The 25,379-nt window shown below is 71.1% G+C and carries 29 protein-coding genes and 1 pseudogene; 15 read left to right on the top strand and 15 right to left on the bottom strand.

Annotation, left to right across the window (positions count from 1 at the left end; translation table 11 throughout):
- Positions 1 to 131 precede the first annotated feature (131 nt).
- From EJV46_RS21435 to EJV46_RS23555, 6 genes and pseudogenes are all read right to left on the bottom strand, one after another.
- Positions 132 to 524: an MAPEG family protein gene (locus tag EJV46_RS21435; RefSeq protein ID WP_131550774.1), complete on the bottom strand. Its 393-nt coding sequence runs from the start codon at positions 522 to 524 to the stop codon at positions 132 to 134.
- Entirely contained in the window at positions 521 to 1,513 is a 993-nt protein-coding gene (gene mltG, locus EJV46_RS21430; protein ID WP_131550773.1) for an endolytic transglycosylase MltG, read from the bottom strand. The genes EJV46_RS21435 and mltG overlap by 4 nt, the downstream gene beginning before the upstream one ends.
- 60 nt (positions 1,514 to 1,573) lie before the next feature.
- Positions 1,574 to 2,854 (bottom strand): beta-ketoacyl-ACP synthase II, encoded by a 1,281-nt coding sequence (gene fabF / locus EJV46_RS21425; protein WP_255466129.1) that lies wholly within the window; start codon positions 2,852 to 2,854, stop codon positions 1,574 to 1,576.
- Positions 2,855 to 2,881: 27 nt separating this feature from the next.
- On the bottom strand, positions 2,882 to 3,124 hold the full coding sequence (locus EJV46_RS21420; RefSeq protein WP_131550772.1) for an acyl carrier protein: 243 nt from the start codon (positions 3,122 to 3,124) through the stop codon (positions 2,882 to 2,884).
- A 234-nt stretch (positions 3,125 to 3,358) separates the two neighbouring features.
- A complete protein-coding gene (locus EJV46_RS23365; RefSeq protein WP_240782692.1) occupies positions 3,359 to 3,583 on the bottom strand; it encodes a hypothetical protein in 225 nt (74 codons plus the stop codon).
- Between the two features lie 309 nt (positions 3,584 to 3,892).
- A pseudogene (locus EJV46_RS23555) lies at positions 3,893 to 3,985 on the bottom strand (zinc-ribbon domain-containing protein); the annotation flags it as partial.
- A gap of 82 nt (positions 3,986 to 4,067) precedes the next feature.
- Between EJV46_RS23555 and EJV46_RS21410 the strand changes: the two are divergent.
- The 5 genes from EJV46_RS21410 (at position 4,068) to EJV46_RS21390 (ending at position 8,054) form a co-directional block, all read left to right on the top strand.
- Positions 4,068 to 4,733: a cell division ATP-binding protein FtsE gene (locus tag EJV46_RS21410; protein ID WP_131550770.1), complete on the top strand. Its 666-nt coding sequence runs from the start codon at positions 4,068 to 4,070 to the stop codon at positions 4,731 to 4,733.
- Positions 4,726 to 5,586, top strand: a complete 861-nt coding sequence (locus tag EJV46_RS21405) for an ABC transporter permease (protein ID WP_131550769.1) — start codon at positions 4,726 to 4,728, stop codon at positions 5,584 to 5,586. The genes EJV46_RS21410 and EJV46_RS21405 overlap by 8 nt, the downstream gene beginning before the upstream one ends.
- Positions 5,587 to 5,775: 189 nt before the next feature.
- Entirely contained in the window at positions 5,776 to 6,942 is a 1,167-nt protein-coding gene (locus tag EJV46_RS21400) for a hypothetical protein (RefSeq protein WP_131550768.1), read from the top strand.
- A gap of 54 nt (positions 6,943 to 6,996) precedes the next feature.
- Complete coding sequence (gene tsaB, locus EJV46_RS21395) at positions 6,997 to 7,626, top strand: tRNA (adenosine(37)-N6)-threonylcarbamoyltransferase complex dimerization subunit type 1 TsaB (protein WP_131550767.1); 630 nt, start codon at positions 6,997 to 6,999, stop codon at positions 7,624 to 7,626.
- On the top strand, positions 7,623 to 8,054 hold the full coding sequence (locus EJV46_RS21390; protein WP_131550766.1) for a GNAT family N-acetyltransferase: 432 nt from the start codon (positions 7,623 to 7,625) through the stop codon (positions 8,052 to 8,054). Before tsaB ends, EJV46_RS21390 begins: the two co-directional genes overlap by 4 nt.
- A gap of 27 nt (positions 8,055 to 8,081) precedes the next feature.
- Here the strand turns inward: EJV46_RS21390 and EJV46_RS21385 are convergent, their stop codons facing one another.
- Positions 8,082 to 8,315, bottom strand: coding sequence for a sulfurtransferase TusA family protein (locus EJV46_RS21385; protein ID WP_131550765.1), 234 nt, complete (start codon positions 8,313 to 8,315; stop codon positions 8,082 to 8,084).
- Positions 8,316 to 8,436: 121 nt separating this feature from the next.
- On the opposite strand from EJV46_RS21385, the gene EJV46_RS21380 reads away from it, so the two are divergent.
- The 3 genes from EJV46_RS21380 to EJV46_RS21370 all read left to right on the top strand — a co-directional run bounded on the left by EJV46_RS21380 (position 8,437) and on the right by EJV46_RS21370 (position 10,192).
- Complete coding sequence (locus EJV46_RS21380; RefSeq protein ID WP_131550764.1) at positions 8,437 to 8,868, top strand: MucR family transcriptional regulator; 432 nt, start codon at positions 8,437 to 8,439, stop codon at positions 8,866 to 8,868.
- A gap of 77 nt (positions 8,869 to 8,945) precedes the next feature.
- On the top strand, positions 8,946 to 9,377 hold the full coding sequence (locus EJV46_RS21375) for a Fur family transcriptional regulator (RefSeq protein ID WP_131550763.1): 432 nt from the start codon (positions 8,946 to 8,948) through the stop codon (positions 9,375 to 9,377).
- Positions 9,374 to 10,192, top strand: coding sequence for a GNAT family N-acetyltransferase (locus EJV46_RS21370; protein ID WP_131550762.1), 819 nt, complete (start codon positions 9,374 to 9,376; stop codon positions 10,190 to 10,192). The genes EJV46_RS21375 and EJV46_RS21370 overlap by 4 nt, the downstream gene beginning before the upstream one ends.
- A gap of 33 nt (positions 10,193 to 10,225) precedes the next feature.
- On the opposite strand, the gene EJV46_RS21365 is transcribed toward EJV46_RS21370, so the two are convergent.
- The 6 genes from EJV46_RS21365 to EJV46_RS21340 form a co-directional block, all read right to left on the bottom strand.
- A complete protein-coding gene (locus tag EJV46_RS21365) occupies positions 10,226 to 11,209 on the bottom strand; it encodes a tripartite tricarboxylate transporter substrate binding protein (RefSeq protein ID WP_131550761.1) in 984 nt (327 codons plus the stop codon).
- A 41-nt stretch (positions 11,210 to 11,250) separates the two neighbouring features.
- Positions 11,251 to 12,324 carry a sn-glycerol-3-phosphate ABC transporter ATP-binding protein UgpC gene (ugpC, locus tag EJV46_RS21360; RefSeq protein WP_131550760.1) on the bottom strand — a complete coding sequence of 358 codons (1,074 nt, stop codon included), beginning with the start codon at positions 12,322 to 12,324 and terminating at the stop codon, positions 11,251 to 11,253.
- On the bottom strand, positions 12,324 to 13,211 hold the full coding sequence (gene ugpE / locus EJV46_RS21355; protein ID WP_131550759.1) for a sn-glycerol-3-phosphate ABC transporter permease UgpE: 888 nt from the start codon (positions 13,209 to 13,211) through the stop codon (positions 12,324 to 12,326). The genes ugpC and ugpE overlap by 1 nt, the downstream gene beginning before the upstream one ends.
- Positions 13,211 to 14,092 carry a sn-glycerol-3-phosphate ABC transporter permease UgpA gene (gene ugpA / locus EJV46_RS21350; protein ID WP_131550758.1) on the bottom strand — a complete coding sequence of 294 codons (882 nt, stop codon included), beginning with the start codon at positions 14,090 to 14,092 and terminating at the stop codon, positions 13,211 to 13,213. The genes ugpE and ugpA overlap by 1 nt, the downstream gene beginning before the upstream one ends.
- An 85-nt stretch (positions 14,093 to 14,177) precedes the next feature.
- On the bottom strand, positions 14,178 to 15,521 hold the full coding sequence (gene ugpB / locus EJV46_RS21345) for a sn-glycerol-3-phosphate ABC transporter substrate-binding protein UgpB (RefSeq protein WP_131550757.1): 1,344 nt from the start codon (positions 15,519 to 15,521) through the stop codon (positions 14,178 to 14,180).
- Between the two features lie 74 nt (positions 15,522 to 15,595).
- Entirely contained in the window at positions 15,596 to 16,762 is a 1,167-nt protein-coding gene (locus EJV46_RS21340) for a diaminopropionate ammonia-lyase (protein WP_131550756.1), read from the bottom strand.
- Positions 16,763 to 16,808: 46 nt separating this feature from the next.
- Here EJV46_RS21340 and denD point away from each other — a divergent pair, with 46 nt between their 5' ends.
- On the top strand, positions 16,809 to 17,780 hold the full coding sequence (gene denD / locus EJV46_RS21335) for a D-erythronate dehydrogenase (RefSeq protein ID WP_131550755.1): 972 nt from the start codon (positions 16,809 to 16,811) through the stop codon (positions 17,778 to 17,780).
- A 45-nt stretch (positions 17,781 to 17,825) separates the two neighbouring features.
- On the opposite strand, the gene EJV46_RS21330 is transcribed toward denD, so the two are convergent.
- Positions 17,826 to 18,995, bottom strand: coding sequence for an ABC transporter substrate-binding protein (locus EJV46_RS21330; RefSeq protein ID WP_165585662.1), 1,170 nt, complete (start codon positions 18,993 to 18,995; stop codon positions 17,826 to 17,828).
- Between the two features lie 145 nt (positions 18,996 to 19,140).
- Here EJV46_RS21330 and EJV46_RS21325 point away from each other — a divergent pair, with 145 nt between their 5' ends.
- From EJV46_RS21325 to EJV46_RS21310, 4 genes are all read left to right on the top strand, one after another.
- Positions 19,141 to 20,136 (top strand): NAD(P)H-quinone oxidoreductase, encoded by a 996-nt coding sequence (locus EJV46_RS21325; protein ID WP_131550865.1) that lies wholly within the window; start codon positions 19,141 to 19,143, stop codon positions 20,134 to 20,136.
- A 67-nt stretch (positions 20,137 to 20,203) separates the two neighbouring features.
- Positions 20,204 to 21,079 carry a DMT family transporter gene (locus EJV46_RS21320; protein WP_131550753.1) on the top strand — a complete coding sequence of 292 codons (876 nt, stop codon included), beginning with the start codon at positions 20,204 to 20,206 and terminating at the stop codon, positions 21,077 to 21,079.
- Between the two features lie 4 nt (positions 21,080 to 21,083).
- On the top strand, positions 21,084 to 21,836 hold the full coding sequence (locus tag EJV46_RS21315) for an alpha/beta fold hydrolase (RefSeq protein WP_131550752.1): 753 nt from the start codon (positions 21,084 to 21,086) through the stop codon (positions 21,834 to 21,836).
- Positions 21,833 to 22,237: an MAPEG family protein gene (locus tag EJV46_RS21310; protein WP_131550751.1), complete on the top strand. Its 405-nt coding sequence runs from the start codon at positions 21,833 to 21,835 to the stop codon at positions 22,235 to 22,237. Before EJV46_RS21315 ends, EJV46_RS21310 begins: the two co-directional genes overlap by 4 nt.
- A gap of 15 nt (positions 22,238 to 22,252) precedes the next feature.
- On the opposite strand, the gene EJV46_RS21305 is transcribed toward EJV46_RS21310, so the two are convergent.
- Positions 22,253 to 23,110 (bottom strand): metallophosphoesterase, encoded by an 858-nt coding sequence (locus EJV46_RS21305; protein WP_131550750.1) that lies wholly within the window; start codon positions 23,108 to 23,110, stop codon positions 22,253 to 22,255.
- A gap of 221 nt (positions 23,111 to 23,331) precedes the next feature.
- On the opposite strand from EJV46_RS21305, the gene EJV46_RS21300 reads away from it, so the two are divergent.
- Positions 23,332 to 24,210, top strand: a complete 879-nt coding sequence (locus EJV46_RS21300; protein WP_131550749.1) for a hypothetical protein — start codon at positions 23,332 to 23,334, stop codon at positions 24,208 to 24,210.
- Positions 24,207 to 25,304: a toxic anion resistance protein gene (locus EJV46_RS21295; RefSeq protein WP_131550748.1), complete on the top strand. Its 1,098-nt coding sequence runs from the start codon at positions 24,207 to 24,209 to the stop codon at positions 25,302 to 25,304. The genes EJV46_RS21300 and EJV46_RS21295 overlap by 4 nt, the downstream gene beginning before the upstream one ends.
- Positions 25,305 to 25,379 lie beyond the last annotated feature (75 nt).

Here is a 25,379-nt window from a genome sequence, read left to right as displayed (position 1 = left end):
CGGTGGGCCGGCAACCGCCCGGCGGGCCGGAATCAGGAGGCGCGGCGCCATGCCTGACCACGGATTGGGCAGAGGGCAGCATGACGCGCCGGCATTGTCACGTCTGCCGTACAAATTGCCGGGTCGAAGGCTCAGAACAGGGCGGGCGAGAGCACCAGGAGCAGGCCGGCGAGGCTGACCAGGAAGACGAGGGTGCGCAGCCCGGCGATGCCCAGGGCATAGATGGGCAGATAGGCCGCGCGGGCGCCGAGCCAGAGGACCGCGCCCCAGCCCGTCCAGGTATTGGCGAGCCCCGCGGCATGGACGACCAGGATGGCGGCGGCCATCACGGGGAAGGTCTCGAAGAAGTTCGCCTGCGCCCTGGCCAGGCGCCCGACCAGCGGGGTCGGCGGGGCCAGGGCCTCGTCGCGCGCGCCCATGTTCCATTTCGGCCCGTACTGCATGGTCTTCGCGATCACCGCCGCGAAGACATGCGCCAGCGCCAGGACACAGCCCCAGGCCAGCACGGCGAGCTCCGTGGTCATGGCGCGGCGCGTCCCTGCGAGGAGGGCGGCGGCGTCGGCCGCCCCATCTCGCGCCAGCGGGCCACGTTGCGGTTGTGCTCGTCGAGCGTGCGCGCGAAGGCGTGACCGCCCGACCCATCCGCCACGAAGTACAGGTTGTCCGTCGCCTCGGGCCGCGTCGCGGCGCGCAGCGCATCGCGGCCCGGCGAGGCGATCGGCCCCGGGGGCAGGCCGCGGATGCGATAGGTGTTGTACGGATGCATCGTGTCGAGGTCGGCCCGCGTCAGGGCCCGGTCCAGCGGCACGCCCTGCGAGACGCCATAGGCCACGGTCGGGTCGGATTGCAGCATCATCCCGCGCCGCAGGCGGTTCACGAAGACGCCCGCCACCAACGGCCGCTCGGCCGCGACGCCGGTCTCCTCCTCGACGATGGAGGCCAGCACGAGCGCCTCGCGCGGGCTCGCCAGCGGCAGGTCGGCCGCGCGGCCGGCCCAGGCCTCGGCCAGCGCCTGGTCCATGGCGGCCGCGGCGCGACGGACGATGGAGCCGCGCGTGTCGCCGCGCGTATGGGTGTAGGTCTCGGGCAGGAGGGCGCCCTCCTGGAGGGCCGGCACCTCCCCGGTCAGGGTTTCCGCGCGCTCGAGCAGGGCCGTGATCTGCCGGGCCGTCAGCCCCTCGGGGATGGTGACGCGGTGCTGAACCATCCGGCCCTCGCGCAGGATGGCCAGGACTTCGCTCATGGCGACACGCGGCTCGAAGGCGAATTCGCCGGCGCGGAGCGGGCCCTCGTCCCGCGTGAGCCAGGCGGCGGCGGCGAAGACCCTCGGATCGGCGATGACGCCCCGCTCGCGCAGGGTGGAGGCGATCGCCTCTGTCCCTCCGCGCGGGATCACCACCTGGACGGAAGACGCGAGCGGACCCGGCCGCGAATAGGCGCCCCATCCCCAGATGCCGGCGCCAGCCGCCAGCAGGAGGAGAAGGGCGCCGAGGGTAGCCAGCACTCTCAGCATGTCAGATCAAAGCCGCGCCGGCCCGAAGGGTTGCGGAGGCCGGCGCATCCATGGGCAGGGCTATGGCGCGCCCCGGAACACCACGGAGGCATTGGTGCCCCCGAAGCCGAAGCTGTTGGACAGCGCCACGTCGATCTTCCGCTCCTGCGCGACCTTGGCCACGCGGTCGATCGGGCTTTCGCGCGAAGGCTCGTCCAGGTTCAGCGTGGGCGGGGCGACGTTGTCGCGGATCGCGAGGATGGAGAAGATCGCCTCCACCGCGCCCGCCGCGCCGAGCAGGTGCCCGATCGCCGACTTCGTGGAGGACATGGCGAGGCCCTTGGCCGCATCGCCGAAGATCCGCTCCACGGAGCCGAGCTCCACGTCGTCCGCGAAGGTCGAGGTGCCGTGGGCGTTCACGTATTGCACCTCGTCCGGCGTGACGCCGGCGTCGCGCAGGGCGGCCTTCATGGCGCGGAAGGCGCCGTCGCCGTCATCCGGCGGGGCGGTGATGTGATAGGCGTCGCCGGACATGCCGTAGCCGATCACCTCGCCGTAGATCTTCGCGCCGCGGGCGCGGGCGTGCTCCAGCTCCTCGAGGACCAGGACGCCGGCGCCCTCGCCCATGACGAAGCCATCGCGGTCCTTGCTCCAGGGCCGCGAGGCCTGGGCCGGCGTGTCGTTGAAGCCGGTGGAGAGGGCGCGGGAGGCGCAGAAGCCGCCGATGCCGAGCTCGCAGACCGCGGCCTCGGCGCCGCCGGCCACCATCACGTCGGCATCGCCGAGCGCGATGAGCCGCGAGGCGTCACCGATGGCGTGCACGCCCGTGGCGCAGGCGGTCACGGCCGAGTGGTTCGGGCCCTTGAAGCCGTAGCGGATCGAGACATGGCCGGAGGCCAGGTTGATCAGCGAGGCCGGGATGAAGAAGGGCGAGATGCGCCGCGTGCGGCCCTCGGCGACCAGCACCGAGGTCTCCTGGATGGTCTGGAGCCCGCCGATGCCCGAGCCGATCATCACGCCGGTCGCGCAGCGGTCCTCCTCGCCCTCCGGCATCCAGCCGGAATCCTCGACCGCCTCGATGGCCGCCACCAGCGCGAGCTGGATGAAGCGGTCCATCTTCTTCTGGTCCTTGACGGGGATCCACTCGGCCAGGTCGAGCTTGCCGTCGGCCTTCACGCCTGCGGGCACCTGGCCGGCGATGCGCGCCGGAAGATCCTTGGTGTCGAAGGCCTGGATGGCCGAGATGCCGCTTTCGCCGTTCGTGAGCCGGTTCCAGACATTCTCGACCCCGAGCCCGAGCGGGCTCGCGATCCCCATGCCGGTGACCACGACGCGGCGCGGCGCGAAGCCCTGCGCGAACACGTGACGTTCCCTATCCCAGACGAGAGATCAGGCCGCGGCCTGCTGCTTCTCGATGAACTCGATGGCGTCCTTGACGGTCTGGATCTTCTCGGCCGCGTCGTCGGGGATCTCCACGCCGAAGGCTTCCTCGAAGGCCATCACCAGTTCGACGGTGTCGAGGCTGTCCGCGCCGAGGTCGTCGATGAACGAGGCCTCGGGCGTCACCTTGGACTCTTCCACGCCGAGATGCTCCACCACGATCTTCTTAACCTTGTCGGCGGTCTCGCTCATTTACCTGTCTCCTGCTGCCGGTGGGCCGGCTCGGTGCCACGGCATTCCGCCGGGGCTGATTGGCATATATCGTCCGGGCGCACCTAGGCCGGCGCGGGGCGTGTGGCAAGCCCGGAGCGATGGATTCTGCGACGCGCCCGGGCGCAGACCGCCCTTCACATCACGCTTCCGCAGATTACGGGTCAGATTAAGGGCTCCCGGGCTTTGAAGACCAGGGGTTTCGGGACGCCGTCCTCACCCGGCGATCCGGGCAAAGGGCGGCCAGACGGCCGAGATCTGGGCATGGTAGATCACCAGGGCCATCACGAAGACCGCGACGATGGCCAGGCTGAGGGCCCAGGCCAGGGAGAGTCCCGGCCGGGCCAGCCGGCGGCGCGATCCTTCCGGCAGGCGCCGCGGCGCCAGGTCGGGCGGGCCGGCCCGGGTGGCGGTCAGGGACAGCGTGACGTCCGAACGCATGCCGGGAGGCTGGGCAGGAGGCTCGGGCGCCCCGGCGGGCGGCACCCCCCCGGCCGTTCCCATCGTCGCAGCACCGGCGGGGGTCGTTCCGGTCGGCGGTGTGGGGGCGCGCGGCGCGGCGACGGGAACAGGAGGCGGCGGTTCGGGCAGTGGTGGTTGGGGCAGCGGCGGCGGTTCGGCCGGCGACTGCGGGACGTCGCCGGCATTGGGGACGGTGGCCTCTTCGGACGCTCCCCTGGGGGTTTCCCCGGCAATACCCCCGGCGATCCCCCCCTGGCCCGGCCGGGGCGGATCCGGCACCCAGACACGCTCGCAGGCCACGCAACGGAGCGCGTTCGCGCCGTCGATCAGCGCGTCCGGCACCCGATACGTCGCGGCGCAGTTGGGGCAGGCGATGTCCATTCCGGCTTCGATGTGCCAAGGCGGCGCCTATCCTGCAACCACCTGTTTGCTTTATGATGAACGCCGCGGCGAAACTTCCGCCATGGTGCGTTTTTCCCGAGTCGGGCTGCGTTATCCGGAAGGTCGCGGCGCCTGGGCCCTCAGCGGACTGGATTTCATGCTGGAGCCTGGAAGCTTCACCTGGCTGCTCGGCCCCTCGGGCGCCGGCAAGTCCAGCCTGCTGCGGCTGATGCATCTCTCGCTGCGCGCCACCGAGGGCGAGGTCCAGGTGCTCGGCGCCGATGTCGCGCGCCTGCCGCGCCGCGGCTTTCCGGGCCTGCGCCGGCGAATCGGCGTCGTCTTCCAGGACTACCGTCTGCTGCCGCACCTTTCCGCCTTCGAGAACGCCGCGCTGCCGCTGCGCATCCAGGGTGTCGCCGAAGCGCGCCTCACCGCCGATGTGCGCGAGATCCTGCGCTGGGTGGGCCTGCTGGACCGCGCGGATGCGGCGCCCGCGGCCCTCTCGGGGGGCGAGCAGCAGCGGCTGGCCCTGGCGCGCGCCGTGGTGTCCCGCCCGGCCCTGCTGGTGGCCGACGAGCCCACGGGCAACCTCGACGAGGCGCAGGCGCGCCGCGTCATCACCTTGCTGCGTGAGATGCACCGCCTCGGCACCACCGTGATCGTCGCGACCCACAGCGAGGCTCTGCCGGTGGAGTACCCGGCCCCCGCACTGCGGCTGGAAGCCGGGAGGCTGGTCGACCATGGCTGAGATCCCGCGGCTGCGCCATCTCAGGGGCCGGGATCCGCTCGGCCTGCGCCGGGCCCTCGCCGACCGACTGCTCCCGGCGCTGGTCGGGGCCATGGCCTTGCTGGCGGCCCTCGGCCTTGCGGGCGCGCAGGGCGCCGGGCGGCTCGCCGAGCGGTGGCAGGCGGGCGCGGCGGGCCAGCTCCTCCTGCAGCTCCCGCCCGAGACGGAGGCGGGGCCGCTCGTGGAGCGCCTCGCGGCCCTGCCGGGCACGCTCGAGGCCACGCTCGTGCCCGAGGAGCGTCTGCGCCAGCTCATCGCGCCCTGGCTCGGCGAAGTTCCCGGCCTGCCGCTGCCGCGCATGGTGGCCCTCACGCTGCGGCCCGATGCCGACCAGAGCGCTTTCCTGGATGTCGTGCAGGCCATTCCCGGGGCCCAGCTGGAGACACAGGGCGCCGCGGTGCGGCAGGCCCTCCGCCTGGCCGAGGGGCTCCAGGCCCTCTCGGTGGCGATGCTGGGGGTGATCGCCCTCGTCGGCGCGGCCCTGGTGGCGGTGGCGACGCGCGCGGGCATCGCGGCGCGGCGCGAGACCATCCTGATCCTGCACGAACTCGGCGCGCGGGACAGCGACATCGCCGGCCGTTTCGCGCGGCGGCTGGCCCGGCTTTGCGCGCTGGGCGCGGCGGGCGGCGGGGCGCTGGCGGTTCCGGCGCTCTGGGCCTTGGCCGACCAGGCGATCCCGGTGGTGCTGGCGCGCCAGGCGACGGCGGCGGACCTGCCCTGGGTAGCGCTTGCGGCCCTGCCGCTCGTGGCGGCGGGCATCGGCTGGGCGACCGCGCTGGTAACGCTGCGGGCCTGGCTGCGGAGATTGCCCTGACGGAGCTGTGGCCCAGGGCGGCTCGAACCGATTCATGCCCTTTGGGATTGACAGAATGCGATCCGAAGATTTTTCTCGGGATTCTACCGAATACAGGTCACTTCATTGAATAAAATATGTTATTTCATCTTTGCTGCCGCGATCACGGCCTCGATGATTTTCGTCGTTCTCTATGCTCGGCCAGAACCATTGACGGACGAATGGCTGCTGATCTTCAATGCCATGAAAATCGATGGTGTACCAAGCGGCTATTTTCGCTGGAGCATTTACAATCATGCCATCGTCCTGCCAATTCTGATACATTACCCGCTCGCCCTTATCTCGGGATATGACAGCCGAATTTTCGTCTCTTTGACTCTCGTCGTCAGCGCTTTCATCGCGATCCTGATCTGTGGCGATCTTTGGCGGTCGTCCGGCCCGCGGAGTTGGGCGGCGGCGCTCTTTGCCGCGATCGCGGTCGCACCGGCGCAGTACATGCAGCTGCTTTGGGGCTTCCAATTCACCCTGGCCCTATCGGTGGCTTTCTCGGTCGCCGGCCTCGCCGTCCTGTCCCGAACGCCCAAACGGCTGGCGGAGCCTTGGTCCCTGGCACTTGCCTTCGGCCTGATCTGGCTCGGCTGTCTCAGCTCGGCCGGAGCCGCCTTCGCCTTTGCGGGCGCCGGGATCGTCGTCTGGCTCTCGGATCGGGCGCTGGGCACGAAGCTGGCCCTCGCCGCGGTCCTGCTCGTGCAATTCGCCGCGGCGGCCCTCTGGGCCAGCGGCGGGCCCCCGGCCATCCTTCAGCTGTCCCGCAACATCGCCTATGTGTTCACCGCGCTCGGCGCCGTCGTCCTGGGCTCGCCTATCGGGATGACCGACTTCACCGTCGAGCTCCGCTCGATCCTGGGCGCGGCGATGGGACTCCTGTTCGTCGCCTCCCTGTGGCGCGCCCATGCCGGCGGCGGCCTGCGGTCCGTCGCCTTCCCGATCGCCGTCTTCGCCACGAGCGTGATGGCCGTCCTGGCGGTCGCGATGTCGCGCTCCTATCTGGGAAACTGGCACCTGATCTATGCGATGCCGGCCGTCCTGGCCTCGCTGGCCCTGCCCTGGGCTCCGGCGCTGTCGGCCGGCGGGGTGCGGTCCGCCCTGCGGGCCGGCTCCATCGCCATCGCATCGCTGCAGGTCCTCGGCTGGTGGGATGGGTTCACCGCGCACGGGCCCGGCTATCACGCCTATACGGGCAGCATCGTCCGATACATGGCCACCCTCGAGGAGGCCCCCGACCAACCCAAGCCCTTCCCCTCCACGGGCGGATGGGACGCGAACCTAGAGATGGTGCGGTTCCTGCGGGCGCGAGGCCACGACTTCGCCCCTTAGCGGTGCCGGCTCCTCGCCCTTGCCGGGACTCCGCGTTCGGTGCGAAGCGGAAGGATGCGCCTGCTCGTCCTCGATGCCGCCCTTTCCCGCTGTCTGGCCGCCCTGGTGGAGGACGGCACGCTCCGCGCCGAGCGCGTCGCGGAGGGGGCGCATGGGCAGGCTTCCGCCCTGCCGCCCCTGGCCGAGGCGGTGCTGGAAGGCCCGCTGGACGCCGTCGCCGTGGGCGTAGGCCCCGGCAGCTTCACCGGCCTGCGCAGCGCCATCGCCCTGGCCCAGGGCATCGCCGCGGCGCGCGGCATCCCTCTCGTGGCGGTGACGACGGGCGAAGCCCTGGCGGCCGAGCCGGGTGGCCCCGGGCCTGGCGTCCCGGCCTGGGCCGTGACGGAGAATCGCCGCGGCCAGCTCTTCCTGGAGCGCTTCGGCACCGAAGGCGCGGCGCGGGGAGGGCCGGAGGCCGTGGCCGAAGCAGATCTCCCGCGGCCTGACGCGCTCATCCGGCTCGTCGGCGACGGCGCGCCCCGCGCGGCGGCGCGCATGGCCGCGCGGGGCTGGCCCGTGGCGCTCGGCGACGCGCGGCAGATCGGGGCGCTCGCCCTGGCCGCCGTGGCCCGGCGCCGTCTGTCCGGCGGCCTGCCGCCGCGCGCGGTCGAGCCCGCCTATGTCGAGCCGCCCGCGACGACATGAAGCTGGTCGGCGCCGGACCGGAGGATGCCGCCCTGCTCGCGGCCCTCCATGCCACCTGCTTTCCGCCCGGCTCGGCCTGGGATGCGGAAACCCTTGCGGCCCTGCTGGCGCTGGACGGCACCTTCGCGCTGCGCGCCGGCGAGGCGGGCTTCATTCTCGCACGCCAGACGCTCGACGAGGCGGAGATCCTGACGCTCGCGGTGGCGCCGGCGGCGCGGCGCGGCGGCCTCGGCGCGGCGCTGGTGAGGGCCGCGCTCGCAAGGGTGGCCGCCGCCGGGGCGAAGGCGATGTTCCTCGAAGTGGCCGAGGCGAACGCGGCGGCCATCGGTCTCTACGCCGCCGCGGGCTTTGCCAGGATCGGTCTGCGGCGGGACTACTACGCGCCCGGTTCCCATGCCCTGGCGATGCGGCGCTGCCTGTCGGGCTGAGCCAAGTACCGGGAAGAAGCGGCGAATTCAGCCGCCTTTCCTGACCAGCAGCCTTCCGGTCTTATCCTCCTCGAACTCCATGAGCAGGATGGCATGTCCCTGCTCGGCCAGGCTTCGATGCAGGTTCTGGCGCGGCTCGTCGCCCTTGAAGCGGATTTCCAGGATTTCGCCCGCCAGCATCCGGTCCAGCCGAAGCCGCGCCCGGACGAAGGTCATGGGGCAAGTGTCCGTAGAAACATCGACCAGTTGCAACACCGTCATAATTCCCACTTCCGGTTACGGATCGGCCCAATGCTCGGATCCTGCACGCCGATCCGTCTTGCGGAACCGCGGTCAAACCCTGTAGACCCTGGCGCTCTTCTAGTGGATAGGAACAAAAGCTATGTCAGACAGTTCTTCCGTCGGCGATCTGTTGGGGCTGACCGCGGAAATCGTCTCGGCTCATGTGTCGAACAATCCGGTCTCCGTGAACGATCTTTCCGGTCTGATCGTGGAAGTCCACCGCACGCTTTCCTCGCTTGGCTCCGTCCCGGCCCGCATCGAGGCCGAGAAGAAGGCGCCCGCCGTGCCGGTCAAGAAGTCGATCACGCCGGACTACCTGATCTGCCTGGAGGACGGCAAGAAGCTCAAGATGCTCAAGCGGCATTTGCAGACTTCCTATGGGATGACGCCGGACCAGTACCGCGACAAGTGGGGCCTGCCGCCCGACTACCCGATGGTCGCGCCGAACTACGCCAAGCACCGCTCGTCGCTGGCCAAGCAGATCGGTCTCGGTACCCAGTCGCGCAAGAGCGATCAGCCTGCTAAGAGCTAAGGGCGTCACGGCAATGTGACGAAGCGGCAGGCAAGGGGAGCCGGACCATTCTCGAAGCGGCGTCCCGCATCGAGCGCATGTGCATCGAGCGCGGCCTGAAGATGACAGGCCAGCGCAGGCTCATCGCGCGCGTCCTCTCCGAGAGCGAGGACCACCCCGACGTGGAGGAGCTCTACCGCCGGGCCGTGGCTCTCGACAGCCGGGTCTCGGTGGCGACGGTCTACCGCACCGTCCGCCTCCTCGAGGAGAAGGGCATCCTGGAGCGCCGCGACTTTGGCGGCGGCCGGGCGCGCTTCGACCCTGCCGATCGCGGCATCCATCACCACCTGATCGACGTGGACACCGGCAGCGTGATCGAATTCCAGGACTCCGAGCACGATGCGCTCGCCCAGAAGATCGCCGCGCGGCTGGGCTTCGACCTCGTGCAGCTGCGCCTCGAGATCTTCGGGCGCAAGGCGACCCCCTCGACGGCGGAACCGGCCGGCACGCGGGCGCCCCGGCGCAAATGAGCGGGCCGCAGCCTTTCGCGGAGCTTCGCTCCGGAAATCTCGGCGTCCGCGTCGCGGACCAGGACTGGGAGGTCACCGCCGCCCAGGCCCTGCGCTACCGGGTCTTCTACGAGGAAATGGGCGCCCATCCGGATGCCGAGACGCTCGCCAGCAAGCTCGACGTCGACGCCTATGACGTGGTCGCCGACCATCTGCTCGTGGTCGACCACGACCGGGGCGAGGGGCCGGAAAGCGTCGTCGGCACCTACCGGCTCATCCGCCGCCAGGCCGCCGAGCAGATCGGCCAGTTCTACTCGGCCGACGAATACGACATCACCAATATCCTGAACTATCCCGGCGGGATCCTGGAGCTCGGCCGCTCCTGCACCGACATCGCCTATCGCACGCGGGGCACGCTGCAGCTGCTGTGGCAGGGCATCGCCGCCTATGTGTTCAACCACAAGATCGCGCTGATGTTCGGCTGCGCCAGCCTGCAGGGCATCGACCCCGATGCCAATGCGGAGGCGCTGTCCTATCTCGCCCACCACCACCAGGCGCCGCCGCACCTTTGCCCCCGCGCGCTGGAATCGCGCTACATCGCGATGGACCGGCTGCCCCGCGGCAGCTACGACGCGAAGGCGGCGCTGCTGGCGCTGCCGCCCCTCATCAAGGGCTATCTGCGGCTCGGCGGCTTCGTGGGCGACGGTGCCGTGCTGGACGCGCAGTTCAACACCACCGACGTCGCCATCGTCGTGATGACCGATCAGGTGACGGACAAGTACTACAAGCACTACGAGCGCAAGGCCGGCTGGGAAGCGGCGGGCGCGCAGGCCTGATCCTGCGCGGCGCCTCCCAGGAGAGGCCGTCCCTCAATCCACCTTGATGCCCGCCGCCGCGATCACCGGCTCCCACTTCGCGATCTCGGCCGCCAGGAAGGCCGCGGCGCTGGCCGGCGTGCTGCCGCGCACGACCTCGACCGTCATCTCGGTGAGCCGGTTGCGCACCGCCTCCACCTCCAGCGCGCGGTTCGCCGCCGCGTTGATCGCGTTGATGACCGGCACGGGCGTGCCCGAGGGCACCAGGAGCATGTGCCAGGTATAGGCCTCGTAGTCCGCCACGCCGCCCTCGATGAAGGTGGGCACGTCGGGCACCAGGGAGCTGCGCTCGCGCGTGGAGATGGCCAGTGGCCGCAGGTCGCCGCGCTGGATGATCGGGATGGCGCCGGCGGCGACGTCGATCAGCATCGGGATGCGGCCGGCGAGCAGGTCGGGCATGGCGGGCGCGCTGCCGCGGAAGGCGATGTGGTTCATCCGAAGCCCGCCCGCCATGTGCAGGAAGAGCTCGGTCGCCAGGTGCACGGCGCCGCCATTGCCGCTGCTGGCATAGTCGTACTTGCCGGGATTGGCGCGGATCAGGGCGATGAACTCCGGCAGCGTGCGGGCCGGGAAATCCTTGTTGACCATCATGATCATCGGCACCTTGCCGACGAGCGCCACCGGCGCGAAATCCGCCACCGGGTCGAAGGTCACACGCGGGAAGAGCGCGCGCACCACGGCATGGCCGATGGTGCTGTAGAGCACCGTCAGCCCGTCCTTGGGCGCCTTCGCCACGATGTCCGTGCCGATGATGATGCCCGAGCCCGTGCGGTTCTCCACGACGATCCGGTTGGGAAGCTGGCGCGACATCTCGTCGGCGACGAGGCGCGCCGGGATGTCGGTCGGCCCGCCGGCGGCGAAGGGGACGATGAGGCGGACGGGCTGCGAGGGCCAGTCGGCGGCCGTCTGGGCCAGAGGGGAACGCGCGGCGGCGAAGGGCGCGAGGGCGCCGAGCGCCAGGGCCTGGCGGCGTTGCATGGATCGTAGCTCCCGGATTGTTGGGCGGCAGCGTGCCCCGATCAGCCTCCCGCTTCAATCCTCTTGCCGGTCTCGCCATCGAAGACATGGAGCGATTCGGTCGGCAGGGCGAGCTGCGTCGCGCCGTCCTCGTAGCGGGCGCCGGGCAGGCGCGCGGTGAGGGGCGTGCCGTCGGCGAGCTTGCCGTGCAGCACGCTCTCGCCGCCGAGCGGCTCGACGAGCTCGACCATCACGTCGAGCCCGCCCTGCCCCGGGCGCAGATGCTCCGGCCGGATGCCGATGATGAGCTTTCGCCCGGCGGCGCCCGCGCGGGGGCCATCCGCGAAGGGCAGCCGCAATCCGCCGGCATCGAGGATCGCGGCGGCGCCGCCGGCCTCGAGCGTGGCGTGAAGCAGGTTCATGGAGGGGCTGCCGATGAAGCCCGCGACATAGGTGTCGGCCGGCCGCTCCCAGATTTCCATGGGCGTCGCGATCTGCGCCGCGCGGCCGGCATTCATCACCACGAGCCGGTCGCCCAGCGTCATCGCCTCCACCTGGTCGTGCGTGACGAAGAGGGAGGTGACCCCCAGGCGCCGTTGCAGGCGCCGGATCTCCGCCCGCAGCTCCACGCGCAGCTTGGCGTCGAGGTTGGAGAGCGGCTCGTCGAAGAGGAAGAGCTTGGGCTCGCGCACGATGGCGCGGCCCATGGCGACACGCTGGCGCTGGCCGCCCGAGAGCTCGCGCGGCTTGCGCTGCAGCAGGTGGCCGATGCCGAGCAGCCCGGCCGCCTCGTCCACCCGGTGCTGGATCTGGTCCTTCGGCAGGCCGCGGATCTTCAGCCCGTAGGCCATGTTCTGGAAGACCGACATGTGCGGGTAGAGCGCGTAGTTCTGGAAGACCATGGCGACGTCGCGGTCGGCCGGCTCCAGCCCCTTCATGCTCTGGCCGGCGATGAGAACCTCGCCGGAGGTCTCGGTCTCCAGCCCCGCGACGATGCGCAGCAGGGTGGACTTGCCGCAGCCGGACGCGCCGACGATGACGATCATCTCGCCGTCGGTGACGTCGAGATCGACGCCGTGCAGGACGTGGGTGGCGCCGAAGGACTTCTTGATGTCGCGAAGGGTCAGCGTGGCCATTACTTCTCGGTCTCCGTCAGGCCCTTCACGAACCATCGCTGCATGAACACGACCACGGCCACCGGCGGCAGCAGCGCGAAGACGGCCGTCGCCATGATGACGTTCCACTCGTTCTGCTGGTCCCCCGTGCCGATCATCTTGGTGAGGCCGACGACGACCGTCTCCAGGCTGCGGTCGTTCACGATCAGCAGCGGCCAGAGATACTGGTTCCAGCCATAGATGAAGAGGATGACGAAGAGCGCCGCGATGTTGGTGCGCGAAAGCGGCAGCACCACGTCGATGAAGAAGCGGATGGGCCCCGCGCCGTCGATCTTCGCCGCCTCGACATATTCGTCCGGGATGGTGAGGAAGAACTGCCGGAACAGCAGCGTCGCCGTGGCGCTGGCGATCAGCGGGATCACCAGGCCGGCCATGGTGTTGGTCAGGCCGAGGTCCACCATCACCTGGAAGGTGGGGATGATGCGCACCTCCACCGGCAGCATCAGCGTGATGAAGATCAGCCAGAAGAAGACCATCCGCAGGGGAAAGCGGAAGAAGACCACGGCATAGGCGGAGGTCAGCGAGATCGCGATCTTCCCCACGGCGATGCACAGCGCCATGATCAGGCTGTTGGCCAGCATCGTCCCGGCGGGCGTGCCCATGTAGCGGCCGCCGCCGGCGCCCCAGGCCTGGGTGTAGTTGGCCACGGCCTCGGCGCCCGGCAGCAGCGGCACGTCGCCGCGGCCGATGGTGTTCACGTCATGCGTCGAGCCGATCAGCGTCAGGTAGATCGGGAAGACGAAGATCAGGATGCCGGCGAGCAGGCAGACATGGGTGACGATTTTTTCCCGGAATTGCCGGCGGCGGGTGCGCTCGGCAAGCGCCGTCGCGTCGGTCGTGACCGACATCAGTAATGCACCTTCCGCTCGACGTAGCGGAACTGGATCACCGTCAGCGCCACGACCAGCAGCATCAGGATCACGCTCTGCGCCGAGCTGGAGCCGAGGTTCAGGTTGATCACGCCGTCGGTATAGACGCGGTAGATCAGCGTCTCCGTCGCCTTGCCGGGGCCGCCATGCGTCAGGCTGTGGATCACGCCGAAGGTGTCGAAGAAAGCGTAGACGAGGTTCACCACCAACAGGAAGAAGGCCGTCGGCGAGAGCAGCGGGAAGATGATGGTCCAGAAGCGCCGCGCGGGCTTGGCGCCATCGATCGCGGCGGCCTCCAGGACGGCCCTGGGAATGCTCTGCAGCCCGGCGAGGAAGAAGATGAAGTTGTAGCTCACCTGCTTCCAGGCGCTGGCCATGATGACCATGAGCATCGCCTGGTTCCCATTCAGCCGGTAGTCCCAGGGGATGCCGAGGCCGTTCAGCATGCGGCCGAAGAGGCCGATATTCGGATGGAACATGAAGAGCCACAGCACCGCCGCGATGGCCGGCGCCACGGCGTAGGGCCAGATCAGCAGCGTCTTGTACACGTCAGCGCCGCGGATGTGCTTGTCGGCCTGGACCGCGAGGAACAGCGCCGAGCCCAGCGCCAGCACGGCCACGGAACCGGAGAAGAGGAGCGTCCGCCCGGCCGAGTCGAGCCAGGTCTGGTCCCGCACCACGTCGAGGAAGTTCTCGAAGCCCACGAATTCGACGGAGAGCCCGAAGGCGTCCTCGCGCAGGAAGGACTGGTAGATGGCCTGGCCGGCGGGCCAGAAGAAGAAGATGCCCGTGATGAGCAGCTGCGGCGCGAGCAGCAGATAGGGCAGCACGGCGCCCTTGAAGATCACCTTCTTCTGCATTGGTCCTCCGAGCGGCCCGGCCTCGCATGGCAGTGCCATGCGAGGCCCTTGTTGGACAACAGTTTCGGGTCGCCCGGCAGCCGGATCAGCCCCGGTTCGTCCGCTCGAAGTTGCGGAGCACCACATTGCCGCGCGTCGTGCCGGCGGCCATGGCCTGTTCCGGCGTCTGCTGGCCTTGCAGCATCTTCTCCATCTCTTCCTGGATGATGTTGCGGATCTCGATCAGCCCGCCGAGGCGCAGGCCGCGCGTGTTGTCGCTCGTCGTGCCGCGCAGCATCTGCTCGATCGGCACGTCGGCGCCCGGATTGCGCTGGTAGAAGTCCGTCTTCTTCGTCGCCTCGAACATGGCGCGGGTCAGCGGCAGGTAGCCGGTGTCCCTGTGCCACTTCGCGCCGACCTCGGTGTCGCTGATATACTTGTAGAATTCGGCCACGCCCCGGTACTCGGCGGCGGAGCGGGTGTCGCGGGGGCCCTTGTTCATCGTCCAGAAGCTCGCGCCGCCGATGATCGAGTTGCCCGGCGCATTCGCCGTGCCCTGATAATAGGGCAGCATACCCACGCCCCACTGGAACCGCGCCTCGTTGGTGATGCGCGCGCGCAGGCCGGAGGAGGCCATGGCGATCGCGACCTGGCCCGAGGGGAACAGCGCATCCGCCGCGTTGTCGCGGCCGCCGTAGCGGTAGAGACCGTCGCGCGCCCAGGCCTGCAGGTTGGTCATGTGCTTCACGACCAGCGGGTTGCTGATCCGCAGCTCGGTGCCGAGGCCACCGAAGCCGTTGGCCAGGGAGGCGAAGGGAATGTCGTGGATGGCGCTGAACTGCTCGAGGTTCAGCCAGGTCGGCCAGGAGGTCGTCAGCGGCGCCTCGACGCCGGCGGCCTTCAGCGCGCGCATCGCCTGCTCCACGCCTTCCCAGGTGGCCGGGAACTGGTCGGGGTTGAGGTTCGCCCGGCGGAACATGTCCTTGTTGTAGAAGACGACCGAGGTGCTGCTGTTGAAGGGCATCGACATCTGCTTCCCGTCGGCGGCGGCGTAGTAGCCGCGCACGCCGGGGAGGAAGTCGTTGAAGTCGATCTGCACGCCCGTCTCGGCCAGCAGCTCATGGACCGGCTTCACGGCGCGTCCGGCGGCCATCATGGTGCCGGTGCCGACCTCGAACATCTGCACGATGTGCGGCGCCTGAGAGGCGCGGAAGGCGGCGATCGCGGCGACCATCGTCTCCGGATAGGAGCCGCGGAAGGACGGGGCGATCTTCACGCCCGTCTGGCTGGCATTGAAGTCCCCGACCAGCTTCTCGAGCAGGCCGCCGAGCGGCTGCGGCAGGCCGTGCCAGAACTGAAGCTCGATGGGCCCGCTCTGGGCCAGAGCGGGTGTGGCGAGAGGAAGGGCGGCAGCAGCGAGGGCGGCCTGGCCGAGGGAACGACGCAGCATGAAAGGCACTCCCGGAAGTTTATGGACGCGCGGCGACTAAGCCCCCGTCATTGCCGCCATGTGACATAAAAAGGTCAGTTCCGTGAAGGGGAATTGGCCCGCAGCATGCGCGCGTAGAGCTCGGGGTCCGTGGCGCCCTCGGTGCCGAAGATCAGGATCCGGCTTTCCGTGCCCAGGCCGAGGGCCTGGCGCGCTTGCGGATCGTTCCATGCGGCCTCCAGGGCGATGACGCCCGCCACGGCGCTTTCCCCCGCTTCGATCCCCTGCGCCGCGAGCGCCTGCATGGCCCCGGGAACCGCCGCGTCGGGCAGCGCCATCGAGGCGAAGGCGCTGCGCTCCAGCTCCTGCCAGGCCAGCAGCGAGGGCTCGCCGCAGGCCAGCCCGGCCATGACGGTGTCGAGATCGCCGCCGACGGTGGTGAAGGCCCCGGCCTCCAGGCTGTCGGTAAGGCAGGCGGCGCGCTCCGGCTCGGCGATGATCAGGCGCGGGGAGGCTTGTCCTCCCTGGGCGCCGCACATGGCCCGGAGCTGCACCGCCACCGCCGCCGCGACGCCGCCGACCCCGCCGGGGACGAAGACATGGGTGGGCGGTTCGGGCATGGCGCCGATCGCCTCCTCGGCCATCAGCCGGTAGCCCTGCATCACGTCGCGCGGCGGCTCGGTGTAGCCGGGATAGGAGGTGTCGCTGATGACGAACCAGCCCTCGGCCTGGGCGGTCTCCTGCGCGGCGCGGACGCTGTCGTCGTAATTGCCGGTGACCTCGCGGATCTCGGCGCCGTAGCGGGCGATGGCGTCGCGCCGGCCCTGGCTGACGTTGTGATGCACGAAGATGACGCAGCGCGCGCCGAAGCGCTGGGCACCCCAGGCGACGGAGCGGCCGTGATTGCCGTCGGTGGCGCAGGTGACGGTGATCTGCTGCGCGGCCTCGCGGTGCTCCCCCCCTTCCAGCGCCGCGCCGGTCGCGTTGTTCGCCACACCGCGCTTCGCCAGCTCGGCCGCGACCAGCTTCAGCACCGCATAGGCACCGCCGAGCGCCTTGAAGCTGCCCAGCCCGAAGCGCGTGCCCTCATCCTTGTAGCGGACACTGGCCGGCCCCGGAAAATCCAGCCGGCGCAGTGCGGTGGGCGCATATCCCGGCCAGGACATGATCTCGGCGCGGGCCCGGCGATAGCCGCCCTCCGGCAGGATGACGATCCCCGGCGTGCCGGGGTTGCGGTTCAGGACGAGGCGGAATGCGGTCATGGGCCGGGAACTTGGCGTCGGACGCGGCGGGGAGCAATCTGCCGGCATGAAGATCACGATCCTCGGCGGCGGCGGGTTCCTCGGCCGCAAGCTGGCGCAACGCCTGGCGCAGCAGGGCCGCCTCGGCGGCAGGCCCATCGCGGCGCTGACGCTCTTCGACCTCGCCGAGCCGGCGCCGCTGGAAGCGCCTTTCCAGGTGACCTGCCTGGCCGGCGACGTCGCCAGCGTCGCCGATGTCTCCCGCGCCATCCCGGACGGGACCGATCTCGTCGTGCACCTCGCCGCCGTGGTGAGCGCCGCGGCCGAGGCGGATTTCGACCTCGGCATGCGGGTGAACCTGCAGGGCACGCTCGCCGTCATCGAGGCCTGCCGGAAGCTCTCCGCCCCACCCCGCCTCCTCTTCACCTCCAGCGTGGCGAGCTTCGGCGGCGGCCAGTCCGCCCTGCTGCCCGACGACGCCCGCCAGGTTCCCGGCAATTCCTACGGTGCCCAGAAGGCGGCGGCCGAGCTGCTGCTGGCCGATGCCTCGCGCCGCGGCATGCTCGACCTCGTCTCCATCCGCCTCCCCACCGTGATCGTGCGGCCGGGCCGGCCGAACAAGGCGGCCTCCTCCTTCTTCTCGGCGATCCTGCGCGAGCCGCTGCTCGGGCTGGAGACGCCGCTGCCCGTGGGCGACGAGTTCCGCGTCTGGGTCTGCTCGCCCCGCCGGGCCGTGGACTGGCTGATGCATGCCGCGACCATGGACGCGGCGCCGCTCGGCATCGATCGCGGCGTCAATCCGCCCGGCCTCGCCGTGAGCGTGGGCGAGATGCTGGCCGCGCTGACGCCCGCCGAGCGCGCCCTGGTGAAGCGCGAGCCGGACGAGGCGATCGCCGCCATCGTGGGCGGCTGGCCCGCCGAATTCGCCGCGACGCGCGCGAAGCGGCTGGGCTTCGCGCCGCAGGAGGGCGTGCCCGCGATCCTGGCCGCTTTCCGCGAGGACGATCTGGCCGCCACCCGGGCCGATCGGGGGATGTGAGGCAGGCCTGCGACGATCCGCGCGGGCGGGACGACCGGGCGCCACCTAGACCGGCGCGGCGGCCGCCATCTCGGCCGGGAACACCGCCACCGGCTTCCCCGCCTGCCATTGCAGCAGCACCGGCCGTGCCCGCGTGTTCTGGCCCCGCTCGTCGATCCGGAAGCCCCAGCCGTTCGGCAGGCTTCCCTCGGCAAGATCCATGGCGACGAGCCCCGCGCGCAGCGGCCCGCGCTCCAGGTTCGGCTGGGACAGCACGAGCTGCGCCCCGGCATAGGCGGCCAGCGAAAGGCCCGAGCGCGGCGGCGTGCCCCAGCGCCGCTGATAGACCTCCGCGAAGGGGCGCGCCCCATGCGCCACGCGGTCGGCCGTCTCGATGGGCGGAACGTCCAGCGCGAAGGCGGAATCCAGCGCGGGCCCGACGGCGCGCGCCAGGTCCGCCAGGCCCCAGGCCAGCCCGGCGCCGATCACCGCGGCCGGCCGCCAGTTCGCCTCCGCCAGCGCCCGGAAGAGCGAGATGGCGTCGCCCTCATTGGCCGCGTGGATCAGCACGTTGACGCTCGCGGCGCGCAGGCGGTGGACCATGGCCGCCATCTCGCTGGTGCGGGCGCCATGCGGCAGCCGTTCGGCCACCATCACGCCCGCCTCGCGCAGCCGGGCATCGAGGGCCAGGGCAATGCTCTCGGAGGTGCCGCCGTTCTCGTGCAGCAGCGCGACCCGCAGCGCCTCGGCCGGCCGGCCGAGATGGCCCGGCAGGAAGCGCGTCAGGGCCTCGGCGCCGAGGATGCCGTAATCCGCGGCGCGCGGCGCCGTCCGCACCAGGTGCCGGGCGCCCCGCTCGGTCAGGTTGTCCGCGGCGGCGGCCAGCTCGACGAAGGGGGTCTCGAGCGACTCGGCGGCCTGGATGGCGGCCAGGCCGATCGGGGCCGAGACGCTGCCGAAAAGCAGCCCCGCGCGCTCCTGCTGGATCAGGCGGCGGGCCTCGGCGAGGGCCTGGGCCGGCTCGGTGACATCGGCGCGGATGAGGCGGATGGCGCGGCCGCCGGCCGCGTTGCGCTCCTCGACGGCGAGTTCGAGCCCGCGCGCGGCCTCGTCGCCGACCAGGGCGGCGGCGCCCGACAGCGGGAAGAGCGCGCCGACGCGCCACTCGGCCGCCTGCTGCTGCGCAAGCGCAGGGGCAGCCAGGAACGGCAGGGCAAGGGCGAGGCGGCGGCGCATCTCTGCCCAGTTTCCGCCGCAATTGCGCGCCGCGCAATGACCGAAAGGCGTCGCGGATGCGCGGCGGGCCGGCGTTCCCCTCTCTTGACGGTCCCCCGGCGCGGGCGGAAACCTGCGCCCGCATCTGGAGGGACCGCCCATGAACATGACCTACATCGCCCATGGCGCAGGCGGCGGCCCCGAGGTGATGACCGTCGCGAGCGGGCCGGTGCCGACGCCGGCGGCGGACGAGGTGCTCATCAAGGTCGAGGCGACGGGCGTGAACCGGCCCGATGTGGCCCAGCGCTCCGGCAGCTATCCGCCGCCGCCCGGCGCCTCCCCCATCCTGGGGCTGGAATGCGCGGGCGAGGTGGTCGCGCTCGGCGGCTCGGTCACGGGCTTCAAGGTCGGCGACAAGGTCTGCGCACTGACGAACGGCGGGGCCTATGCCGAGTATTGCACGGCGCCGCAAAGCCAGACCCTGCCCTGGCCCAAGGGCTACGACGCCATCCGCGCCGCCGCGGTCCCGGAGACCTACTTCACTGTCTGGGCGAACCTCTTCGGCACGCCGCACGCGGCCGGGGCGAGCCTCAAGCCGGGCGAGACCGTGCTGATCCACGGCGGCAGCTCGGGCATCGGCCTGACGGCCATCCAGCTCGCCAAGGCCTTCGGCTGCCAGGTCCTTACCACCGTGGGCTCGGAGGAGAAGTGCGAGGCGGTGCGCAAGTTCGGCGCCGACCACGCCATCAACTACCGCAGCCACGACTTCTTCGAGGAGGTGAAGCGCGTCACCGACGGCAAGCTGGTCGACGTGGTGCTGGACATGGTGGGCGGGCCCTATTTCAACCGGAACCTCCGCTGCCTGAAGCTGGACGGCCGGCTTTCCATCATCGCCTTCCTGAGCGGCCCCATGGTCCCGGAGGCGGACCTCCGCCCGATCATGGTGAAGCGCCTGAACGTGACCGGCAGCACCATGCGGCCGCGCACCACGGCGCAGAAGGCGGAGATCGCCGACGCGCTGCGGGCCAAGGTCTGGCCGCTGCTGGAGCAGGGCAAGGCCGGCCCGCACATCCACGCCACCTTCCCGCTGGCCGAGGCCGTCAGGGCGCACGAGCTCATGGAGAGCAGCCAGCACATCGGGAAGATCGTGCTGACGGTTTAGCCCGCATGGACCACCGGCCCGGCGGCGCTGTCCCACGGGCCTTATCCCGGCCCCGGATCCCCGGGCCATGAGCCAGGGCAGGGCGCTCCAGCTCCTGCTGCTGGTGGTCGTGTTCTTCGGCGGGATCTGGCCGCTCACCAAGCACGCCTATCAGTTCGCCACGCCGCTCTGGTTCGGCTTCGGCCGGGCGGGACTCGCCGCGGTGGCCACGGGCGCCGTGATGGCCGCGCTGGGCCGCCTCCACCTGCCGCCGCGGCACGACTGGCCCGTGATCGCGACCCTCGGGCTGCTGCAGATCGGCGGCTTCTTCGCCCTCTCGCACATGGCGCTGGCGATGGTGCCGGCGGGGCGCACGGCCATCCTCTGCAACGTCACGACCTATTGGCTCGTCCCGCTCTCCGTCTGGATTCTGAAGGAGAAGGTCTCGCCGCTGCGCTGGGCCGCGGCCGGCATCGGCCTGCTCGGCATCCTCGTCATGATGGGGCCCTGGGCGATCGACTGGTCGGCGCCGGGCATGCTGCTCGGCCATGGCATGCTGCTGGCCTCGGCCCTGTTCTGGAGCATCGCCATCGTCGTGACGCGGCTCCGGCCGCCGACGCGGCCCATCCTCGAGCTGCTGCCCTGGGTCTTCGCCGTGGCTGCGCTGGTCGTCCTCCTGCCGCTCGCCCTCTGGCGCGAGCCCTTCTCGGCTGGCGGGGGCGTCGGCGGGCCGGCGCTGTGGGCCGTCGCCTTCATCGGGTTGGTCGCGGCGCCGATCGGCACCTGGGCCAATGTGGAGGCGGCGCGGCACCTCAACGCCGTGCTCGCCTCCGTCGGCTTCCTGCTGGTGCCGGTCTTCGGCGTCGCCCTGGCCGTGGTCTGGCTGGGCGAGCCGCTGGGCTGGGATCTCATCCTCGGCGGCAGCCTGGTGCTGCTGAGCGTCGTCCTGGCTGCTAGAGGATAGTCCCATGAAGCTGAACGTCATCGAGATGGGCGAGGGCAGCCCGGTCCTCCTCCTGCACGGCCTCTTCGGCGCCGCCCGGAACTGGGGCGGCATCCAGAAGCGGCTGGCCCAGCGGCACCATGTCCTGGCGCCGGACCTGCGCAACCACGGCGAGAGCCCGCGCGCGCCCGGCGGCTATGCCGAGATGGCGGCCGATCTCTGCGAGCTCATCGCCGCGCGCGGGCTGCGGGCGCCGGCGGTGCTCGGCCACTCCATGGGCGGCAAGGTCGCCATGGCGCTGGCCCTGCGGCATGGCGGGATGGTCGGGCGGCTGATCGTGGCCGACATCGCGCCGGTGAAGTACCCGCCGGCCATGCGCGGCTATCTCGCGGCCATCCGCGCCATTCCCCTGACGGAAGGGCTGACCCGCAAGCAGGCCGACGCGGCGCTGGAGCCCTCCGTGCCCGAGGCCGGCATCCGCGCCTTCCTGCTGCAATCGCTGGACTTTTCCGCGCAGCCGCCGGGCTGGAAGCTCGGTCTGGCGGAACTCGCGGGCTCCATGACCGCCATCGAGGACTTTGCCGAATCCGGCCGCTACGAGGGCCCGGCGCTCATCCTTTCCGGCGCGGAGAGCCGCTACATCCGGCCCGACAACCACGAGCTCTTCCGCCGGCTCTTCCCGCAGGCGCGCTTCGCCGTGGTGGAGAAGGCCGGCCACTGGCTGCACGCCGACAATCCGCACGGCTTCCTGGCCGAGGTGGAGCCGTTCCTGGCATGACCGCCTTTCCCGTCACCTCGCTCTATGCCGGCCTGCTGGCGCTGCTGCTGATGCTGCTCTCGGCGCGGGTGAGCCTGCGGCGCCGGGCCACGGGCACGCATCTCGGCCCTGGCGAGGACCGGCGGCTGCTGCGCGCCATCCGCGCCCAGGCCAACTTCGTCGAATACGCGCCGATGGCGTTGCTGCTGCTCCTGCTGCTGGAGGCGCGGGACCTGGCGCCCGGGCTGCTGCACATCCTGGGCGGGGCGACGCTGGGCGGGCGCCTGCTGCACGCGCTGGGTCTCTCGCCGGAGCCGGAGAAGCTCATCCTCCGCCAGCTCGGCATGGTGCTGACCTTCGGCGCGCTGGGCGCCGGCGCGGGGCTGCTGCTGTTCGGCCTCTGGGCCCCGACCGGATCCTGACGGCCCGGGCCGCCCCTACCCCAGGGTAACCTCCACGATCTCCGGCGGCACGCCGAAGCGCACCGGGATCTTCGAGGTGCCGAGCCCGCCCGAGACGATCAGCCGACGCCGACCCTCCTCCACCAGCCCATAGGCGTAGCGATTGCCGTAGCGCGAGGGCACGCGCGGCGAATAGCCGAGGATCCGCACCTGGCCGCCATGCGTATGGCCGCAGAGGGTGAGCGCCACGCGGTCGGGCATCGTCGCGAAGATGTCCGGCTCATGCGCCATCAGGATCACCGGCGCGTCGTCGGTGATCGCGGCGAGCGCGCCGGGCAGGTCGTCCGCGCCGCGGTTCCACTGATAGGCGATCTGGCTGTCGATCCCGGCGATCCAGAAGCCCTGCGGCAGCCGAGTCGCCGCATTCTGGAGCGGCCGGATGCCCGCGATCCGCAGCTGGCGCAGCCATTCCGGCTCCCGGCTGCGACGGGCCATGACCTCCGGATCCTCCCACCAGTCATGGTTGCCCGAGACGCAGAAGCGCCCGAGCGGCGCGCGCAGCCGTCCGAGGATGGGGGCGATCTCGGCGGGGCGGTAGGGCGCCCGCACCAGCAGGCTCACCGGCCCGTAGTCGCCGAGCAGCAGCACCATGTCGGGCGTCAGGGCATTGGTGGCGTCAACGATCCCCGCCACCCGTTCCGCGGTCATCAGCGGCGCCCCGGCATGCAGGTCGGCCAGCACCGCGATCCGCACGCGCAGCCCCGGTGGCCAGCCCGCGGGCGTCAGCGCATAGCGCGCGACGGCGGGCCCGCTGGTGGGCGAGTAGCCGAAGCCGTAGGCCCCCGAGGAGGCGCCCAGGATCCCGGCGGCGATCAGGCTTCGGCGCATCCACATGTCGCAGCGCAATATCACGCCAAACATGTCCGCGTGATGGCGCGGAGGTTGCCTGCATCCTGGGCCTTGCACCGTGACCCTCCCCGGGCAACATGTCTCGCCAGAATGTTCGGCAAGACACCCCTCCTTCCCCATTGGCCCGCGCCCCTGCGCTGGACCATCGGCCTCGGGCTGCTCGGCCTCAGCCTCTGGCTGCCCGCCGTGATCGCGCTCTTCCGCTGATGGGCGTCTGGCGGGAGCAGAAGCGCGCGATGAAGCGGGAATGGCGCCAGCGGAAGGACGAGTTCCGCCAGCGCCTTCGCGAGGGCCGCGGCATCCGGCCGCCCGGCTGGTCGCCCTGGAACCGCGAGGGCGACCAGCCGCGCCGCGTCTTCGGCTGGCGCGTCTGGATGCTGCCGGCCTTCCTCTGGCCGCTGATGCTCGACATTCCCGCCGAGATCGTGCTGGGGCGCCCTCACCGGCTGGCGGGCTCGATCCTCGGCCTGGCCCTGGCCTGGATGGCCGCGAACCGCATGGCCCGCGGCACCGAGGGCGACACGCGCCGCGGCGCCGTGCTGATGGGCGTGGCCGCCGGCATCGTCGCCTTCATGTCCGCTGGGCTGCATCCGCCCATCGCGGCGGCGCTCGGCTTCGGTGCCTGGTTCGGTACGCGGCTGCTCACCCAGGACCTCGCCGAGACCGAGATCGAGGTGGTGGCGGAGCCGGTCCCCGAGCCGGTGGCGGAGCCCGCCAAGCCCGACCTGCTCGAGGGCCCGCGCGGCCAACTCGCCCGCATCGCCGGCGCCGCGCCGCATTTGCCGCTCGGCATGCAGCTGCTGGAGGCCGCCGGCGCCATGCAGGGCGTCGTCGAGGATCTGGAGGCCCGCCCGGCCCGGCTGCATGACGCGCGACGCTTCCTCAGCGTGCATCTCGACGGGCTCTCGCGCATCGTCGACCGGCTGGAGGCGGGCGCCGAGCCGCCGGAGACGCTGCCCGCCCTGCTGACCGACCTCGCCGATTCCGCGCGCAAGCTCCGCAGCGAGCTGCGCTCGGCCGAGAGCGAGGCCCTCGACATCCAGGTGAAGGTGCTGGCCGAACGGCTGCGCCAGGAAGGAACATGAGCGAAAACCCCGTCCAGCCCACCTCTCCCGCCGTCCGCGAGGAGGAGATCGCGCGTCTCGCCTCCGCGATCGAGCTCAAGGATCCCGGCACCATCCTGCGCTTCGGCGCGGCGGCCCAATCCCGCGCGCAGGCCGCGGCCGACGCCATGCTGGAAGGCGCGCAGAACCGCGAGACGGGCGAGGCCGGGCAGACGCTCTCGGCCATGCTCTCCGCGCTGCGCGGGTTCGACGTGGGGACGCTCGGCGAGAAGCCGGGCTTCTTCCAGCGCATCTTCACCAAGGCGGGCGCGGAGACGACCGCCATCGTGCAGCGCTACGAGGGCGTGCGCGAGCAGGTCGGCCTCATCGGCGCCAAGCTCGACACGCACCGCACCAGGCTGCTGGAGGATGTGGAGCGGCTGGAGCGGCTCTATGTCGCGACCCTCGACTGGTTCCACGCCCTGGCCGACCACATCGCCGCCGGCGAGCGCGTGCTGAAGCAGACGGATGCGGAGGTGATCCCCGCGCTCGAGGCCGCGGCGGCGAAGGAGGGCGGCGACGCGCTCTCGCCGCAGACCCTGCGCGACACGCGCGCCGCCCGGGACGAGCTGGAACGGCGCGTGCACGACCTGCGCCTCACCCGGCAGGTGGCGATGCAGACGCTGCCGGCCATCCGGCTGATCCAGGAGAACGACAAGGCGCTCTCCTCGAAGATCCAGTCGGTGCTGGCCAATACGGTGCCGTTGTGGAGCCAGCAGCTCGCCCAGGCGCTGGCGATCCACCGCATGCGCGAGGCGGGGGCGGCGGTGAAGCAGGCGACGGACCTGACCAACAAGCTGCTCGTCGCCAATGCCGAGACGCTGCGCACCGGCAATGCCGAGGCCCGCAAGGAGCTGGAGCGCGGCAGCTTCGACATCGAGGCGATCAAGCAGGCCAATGCGGCGCTGGTGGGCACCATCGAGGACAGCCTGCGCATCGCCGACGAGGCGAAGACCCAGCGCCGGGCGGCCGAGGCGCAGCTGATCGCCTGCGAGCAGGATATCCGCCGCTCGCTCGTGGCGGCGAAGGCGCAGGGGAGCGCGTCCGGCAGCGTGCCGGCGACCGGCCGGAGCTAGGCCCGGCCCGCGTTATCCAGAACAAGTCCGGAACGGAGCGGCCGCCGATTGCGGCGCGGGCCGGCCCGTTGCATA

Source organism: Roseococcus sp. SYP-B2431 (assembly GCF_004336745.1).
Lineage (GTDB): Bacteria > Pseudomonadota > Alphaproteobacteria > Acetobacterales > Acetobacteraceae > Roseococcus.
Note: the sequence above shows the minus strand (reverse complement) of the source record. Positions and strands in the feature narration are given on the sequence as shown.

What these genes read in the sequence shown, in the direction of transcription:
- EJV46_RS21435 (WP_131550774.1), bottom strand. Translation starts at nt 524, where the DNA reads ATGACCACGGAGCTCGCCGTGCTGGCCTGGGGCTGTGTCCTGGCGCTG.
- mltG (WP_131550773.1), bottom strand. Translation starts at nt 1,513, where the DNA reads ATGCTGAGAGTGCTGGCTACCCTCGGCGCCCTTCTCCTCCTGCTGGCG.
- EJV46_RS21420 (WP_131550772.1), bottom strand. Translation starts at nt 3,124, where the DNA reads ATGAGCGAGACCGCCGACAAGGTTAAGAAGATCGTGGTGGAGCATCTC.
- EJV46_RS23365 (WP_240782692.1), bottom strand. Translation starts at nt 3,583, where the DNA reads ATGCGTTCGGACGTCACGCTGTCCCTGACCGCCACCCGGGCCGGCCCG.
- EJV46_RS21410 (WP_131550770.1), top strand. Translation starts at nt 4,068, where the DNA reads ATGGTGCGTTTTTCCCGAGTCGGGCTGCGTTATCCGGAAGGTCGCGGC.
- EJV46_RS21405 (WP_131550769.1), top strand. Translation starts at nt 4,726, where the DNA reads ATGGCTGAGATCCCGCGGCTGCGCCATCTCAGGGGCCGGGATCCGCTC.
- tsaB (WP_131550767.1), top strand. Translation starts at nt 6,997, where the DNA reads ATGCGCCTGCTCGTCCTCGATGCCGCCCTTTCCCGCTGTCTGGCCGCC.
- EJV46_RS21390 (WP_131550766.1), top strand. Translation starts at nt 7,623, where the DNA reads ATGAAGCTGGTCGGCGCCGGACCGGAGGATGCCGCCCTGCTCGCGGCC.
- EJV46_RS21385 (WP_131550765.1), bottom strand. Translation starts at nt 8,315, where the DNA reads ATGACGGTGTTGCAACTGGTCGATGTTTCTACGGACACTTGCCCCATG.
- EJV46_RS21380 (WP_131550764.1), top strand. Translation starts at nt 8,437, where the DNA reads ATGTCAGACAGTTCTTCCGTCGGCGATCTGTTGGGGCTGACCGCGGAA.
- EJV46_RS21375 (WP_131550763.1), top strand. Translation starts at nt 8,946, where the DNA reads ATGTGCATCGAGCGCGGCCTGAAGATGACAGGCCAGCGCAGGCTCATC.
- EJV46_RS21370 (WP_131550762.1), top strand. Translation starts at nt 9,374, where the DNA reads ATGAGCGGGCCGCAGCCTTTCGCGGAGCTTCGCTCCGGAAATCTCGGC.
- EJV46_RS21365 (WP_131550761.1), bottom strand. Translation starts at nt 11,209, where the DNA reads ATGCAACGCCGCCAGGCCCTGGCGCTCGGCGCCCTCGCGCCCTTCGCC.
- ugpC (WP_131550760.1), bottom strand. Translation starts at nt 12,324, where the DNA reads ATGGCCACGCTGACCCTTCGCGACATCAAGAAGTCCTTCGGCGCCACC.
- ugpE (WP_131550759.1), bottom strand. Translation starts at nt 13,211, where the DNA reads ATGTCGGTCACGACCGACGCGACGGCGCTTGCCGAGCGCACCCGCCGC.
- ugpA (WP_131550758.1), bottom strand. Translation starts at nt 14,092, where the DNA reads ATGCAGAAGAAGGTGATCTTCAAGGGCGCCGTGCTGCCCTATCTGCTG.
- ugpB (WP_131550757.1), bottom strand. Translation starts at nt 15,521, where the DNA reads ATGCTGCGTCGTTCCCTCGGCCAGGCCGCCCTCGCTGCTGCCGCCCTT.
- EJV46_RS21340 (WP_131550756.1), bottom strand. Translation starts at nt 16,762, where the DNA reads ATGACCGCATTCCGCCTCGTCCTGAACCGCAACCCCGGCACGCCGGGG.
- denD (WP_131550755.1), top strand. Translation starts at nt 16,809, where the DNA reads ATGAAGATCACGATCCTCGGCGGCGGCGGGTTCCTCGGCCGCAAGCTG.
- EJV46_RS21330 (WP_165585662.1), bottom strand. Translation starts at nt 18,995, where the DNA reads ATGCGCCGCCGCCTCGCCCTTGCCCTGCCGTTCCTGGCTGCCCCTGCG.
- EJV46_RS21325 (WP_131550865.1), top strand. Translation starts at nt 19,141, where the DNA reads ATGACCTACATCGCCCATGGCGCAGGCGGCGGCCCCGAGGTGATGACC.
- EJV46_RS21320 (WP_131550753.1), top strand. Translation starts at nt 20,204, where the DNA reads ATGAGCCAGGGCAGGGCGCTCCAGCTCCTGCTGCTGGTGGTCGTGTTC.
- EJV46_RS21315 (WP_131550752.1), top strand. Translation starts at nt 21,084, where the DNA reads ATGAAGCTGAACGTCATCGAGATGGGCGAGGGCAGCCCGGTCCTCCTC.
- EJV46_RS21310 (WP_131550751.1), top strand. Translation starts at nt 21,833, where the DNA reads ATGACCGCCTTTCCCGTCACCTCGCTCTATGCCGGCCTGCTGGCGCTG.
- EJV46_RS21305 (WP_131550750.1), bottom strand. Translation starts at nt 23,110, where the DNA reads ATGTGGATGCGCCGAAGCCTGATCGCCGCCGGGATCCTGGGCGCCTCC.
- EJV46_RS21300 (WP_131550749.1), top strand. Translation starts at nt 23,332, where the DNA reads ATGGGCGTCTGGCGGGAGCAGAAGCGCGCGATGAAGCGGGAATGGCGC.
- EJV46_RS21295 (WP_131550748.1), top strand. Translation starts at nt 24,207, where the DNA reads ATGAGCGAAAACCCCGTCCAGCCCACCTCTCCCGCCGTCCGCGAGGAG.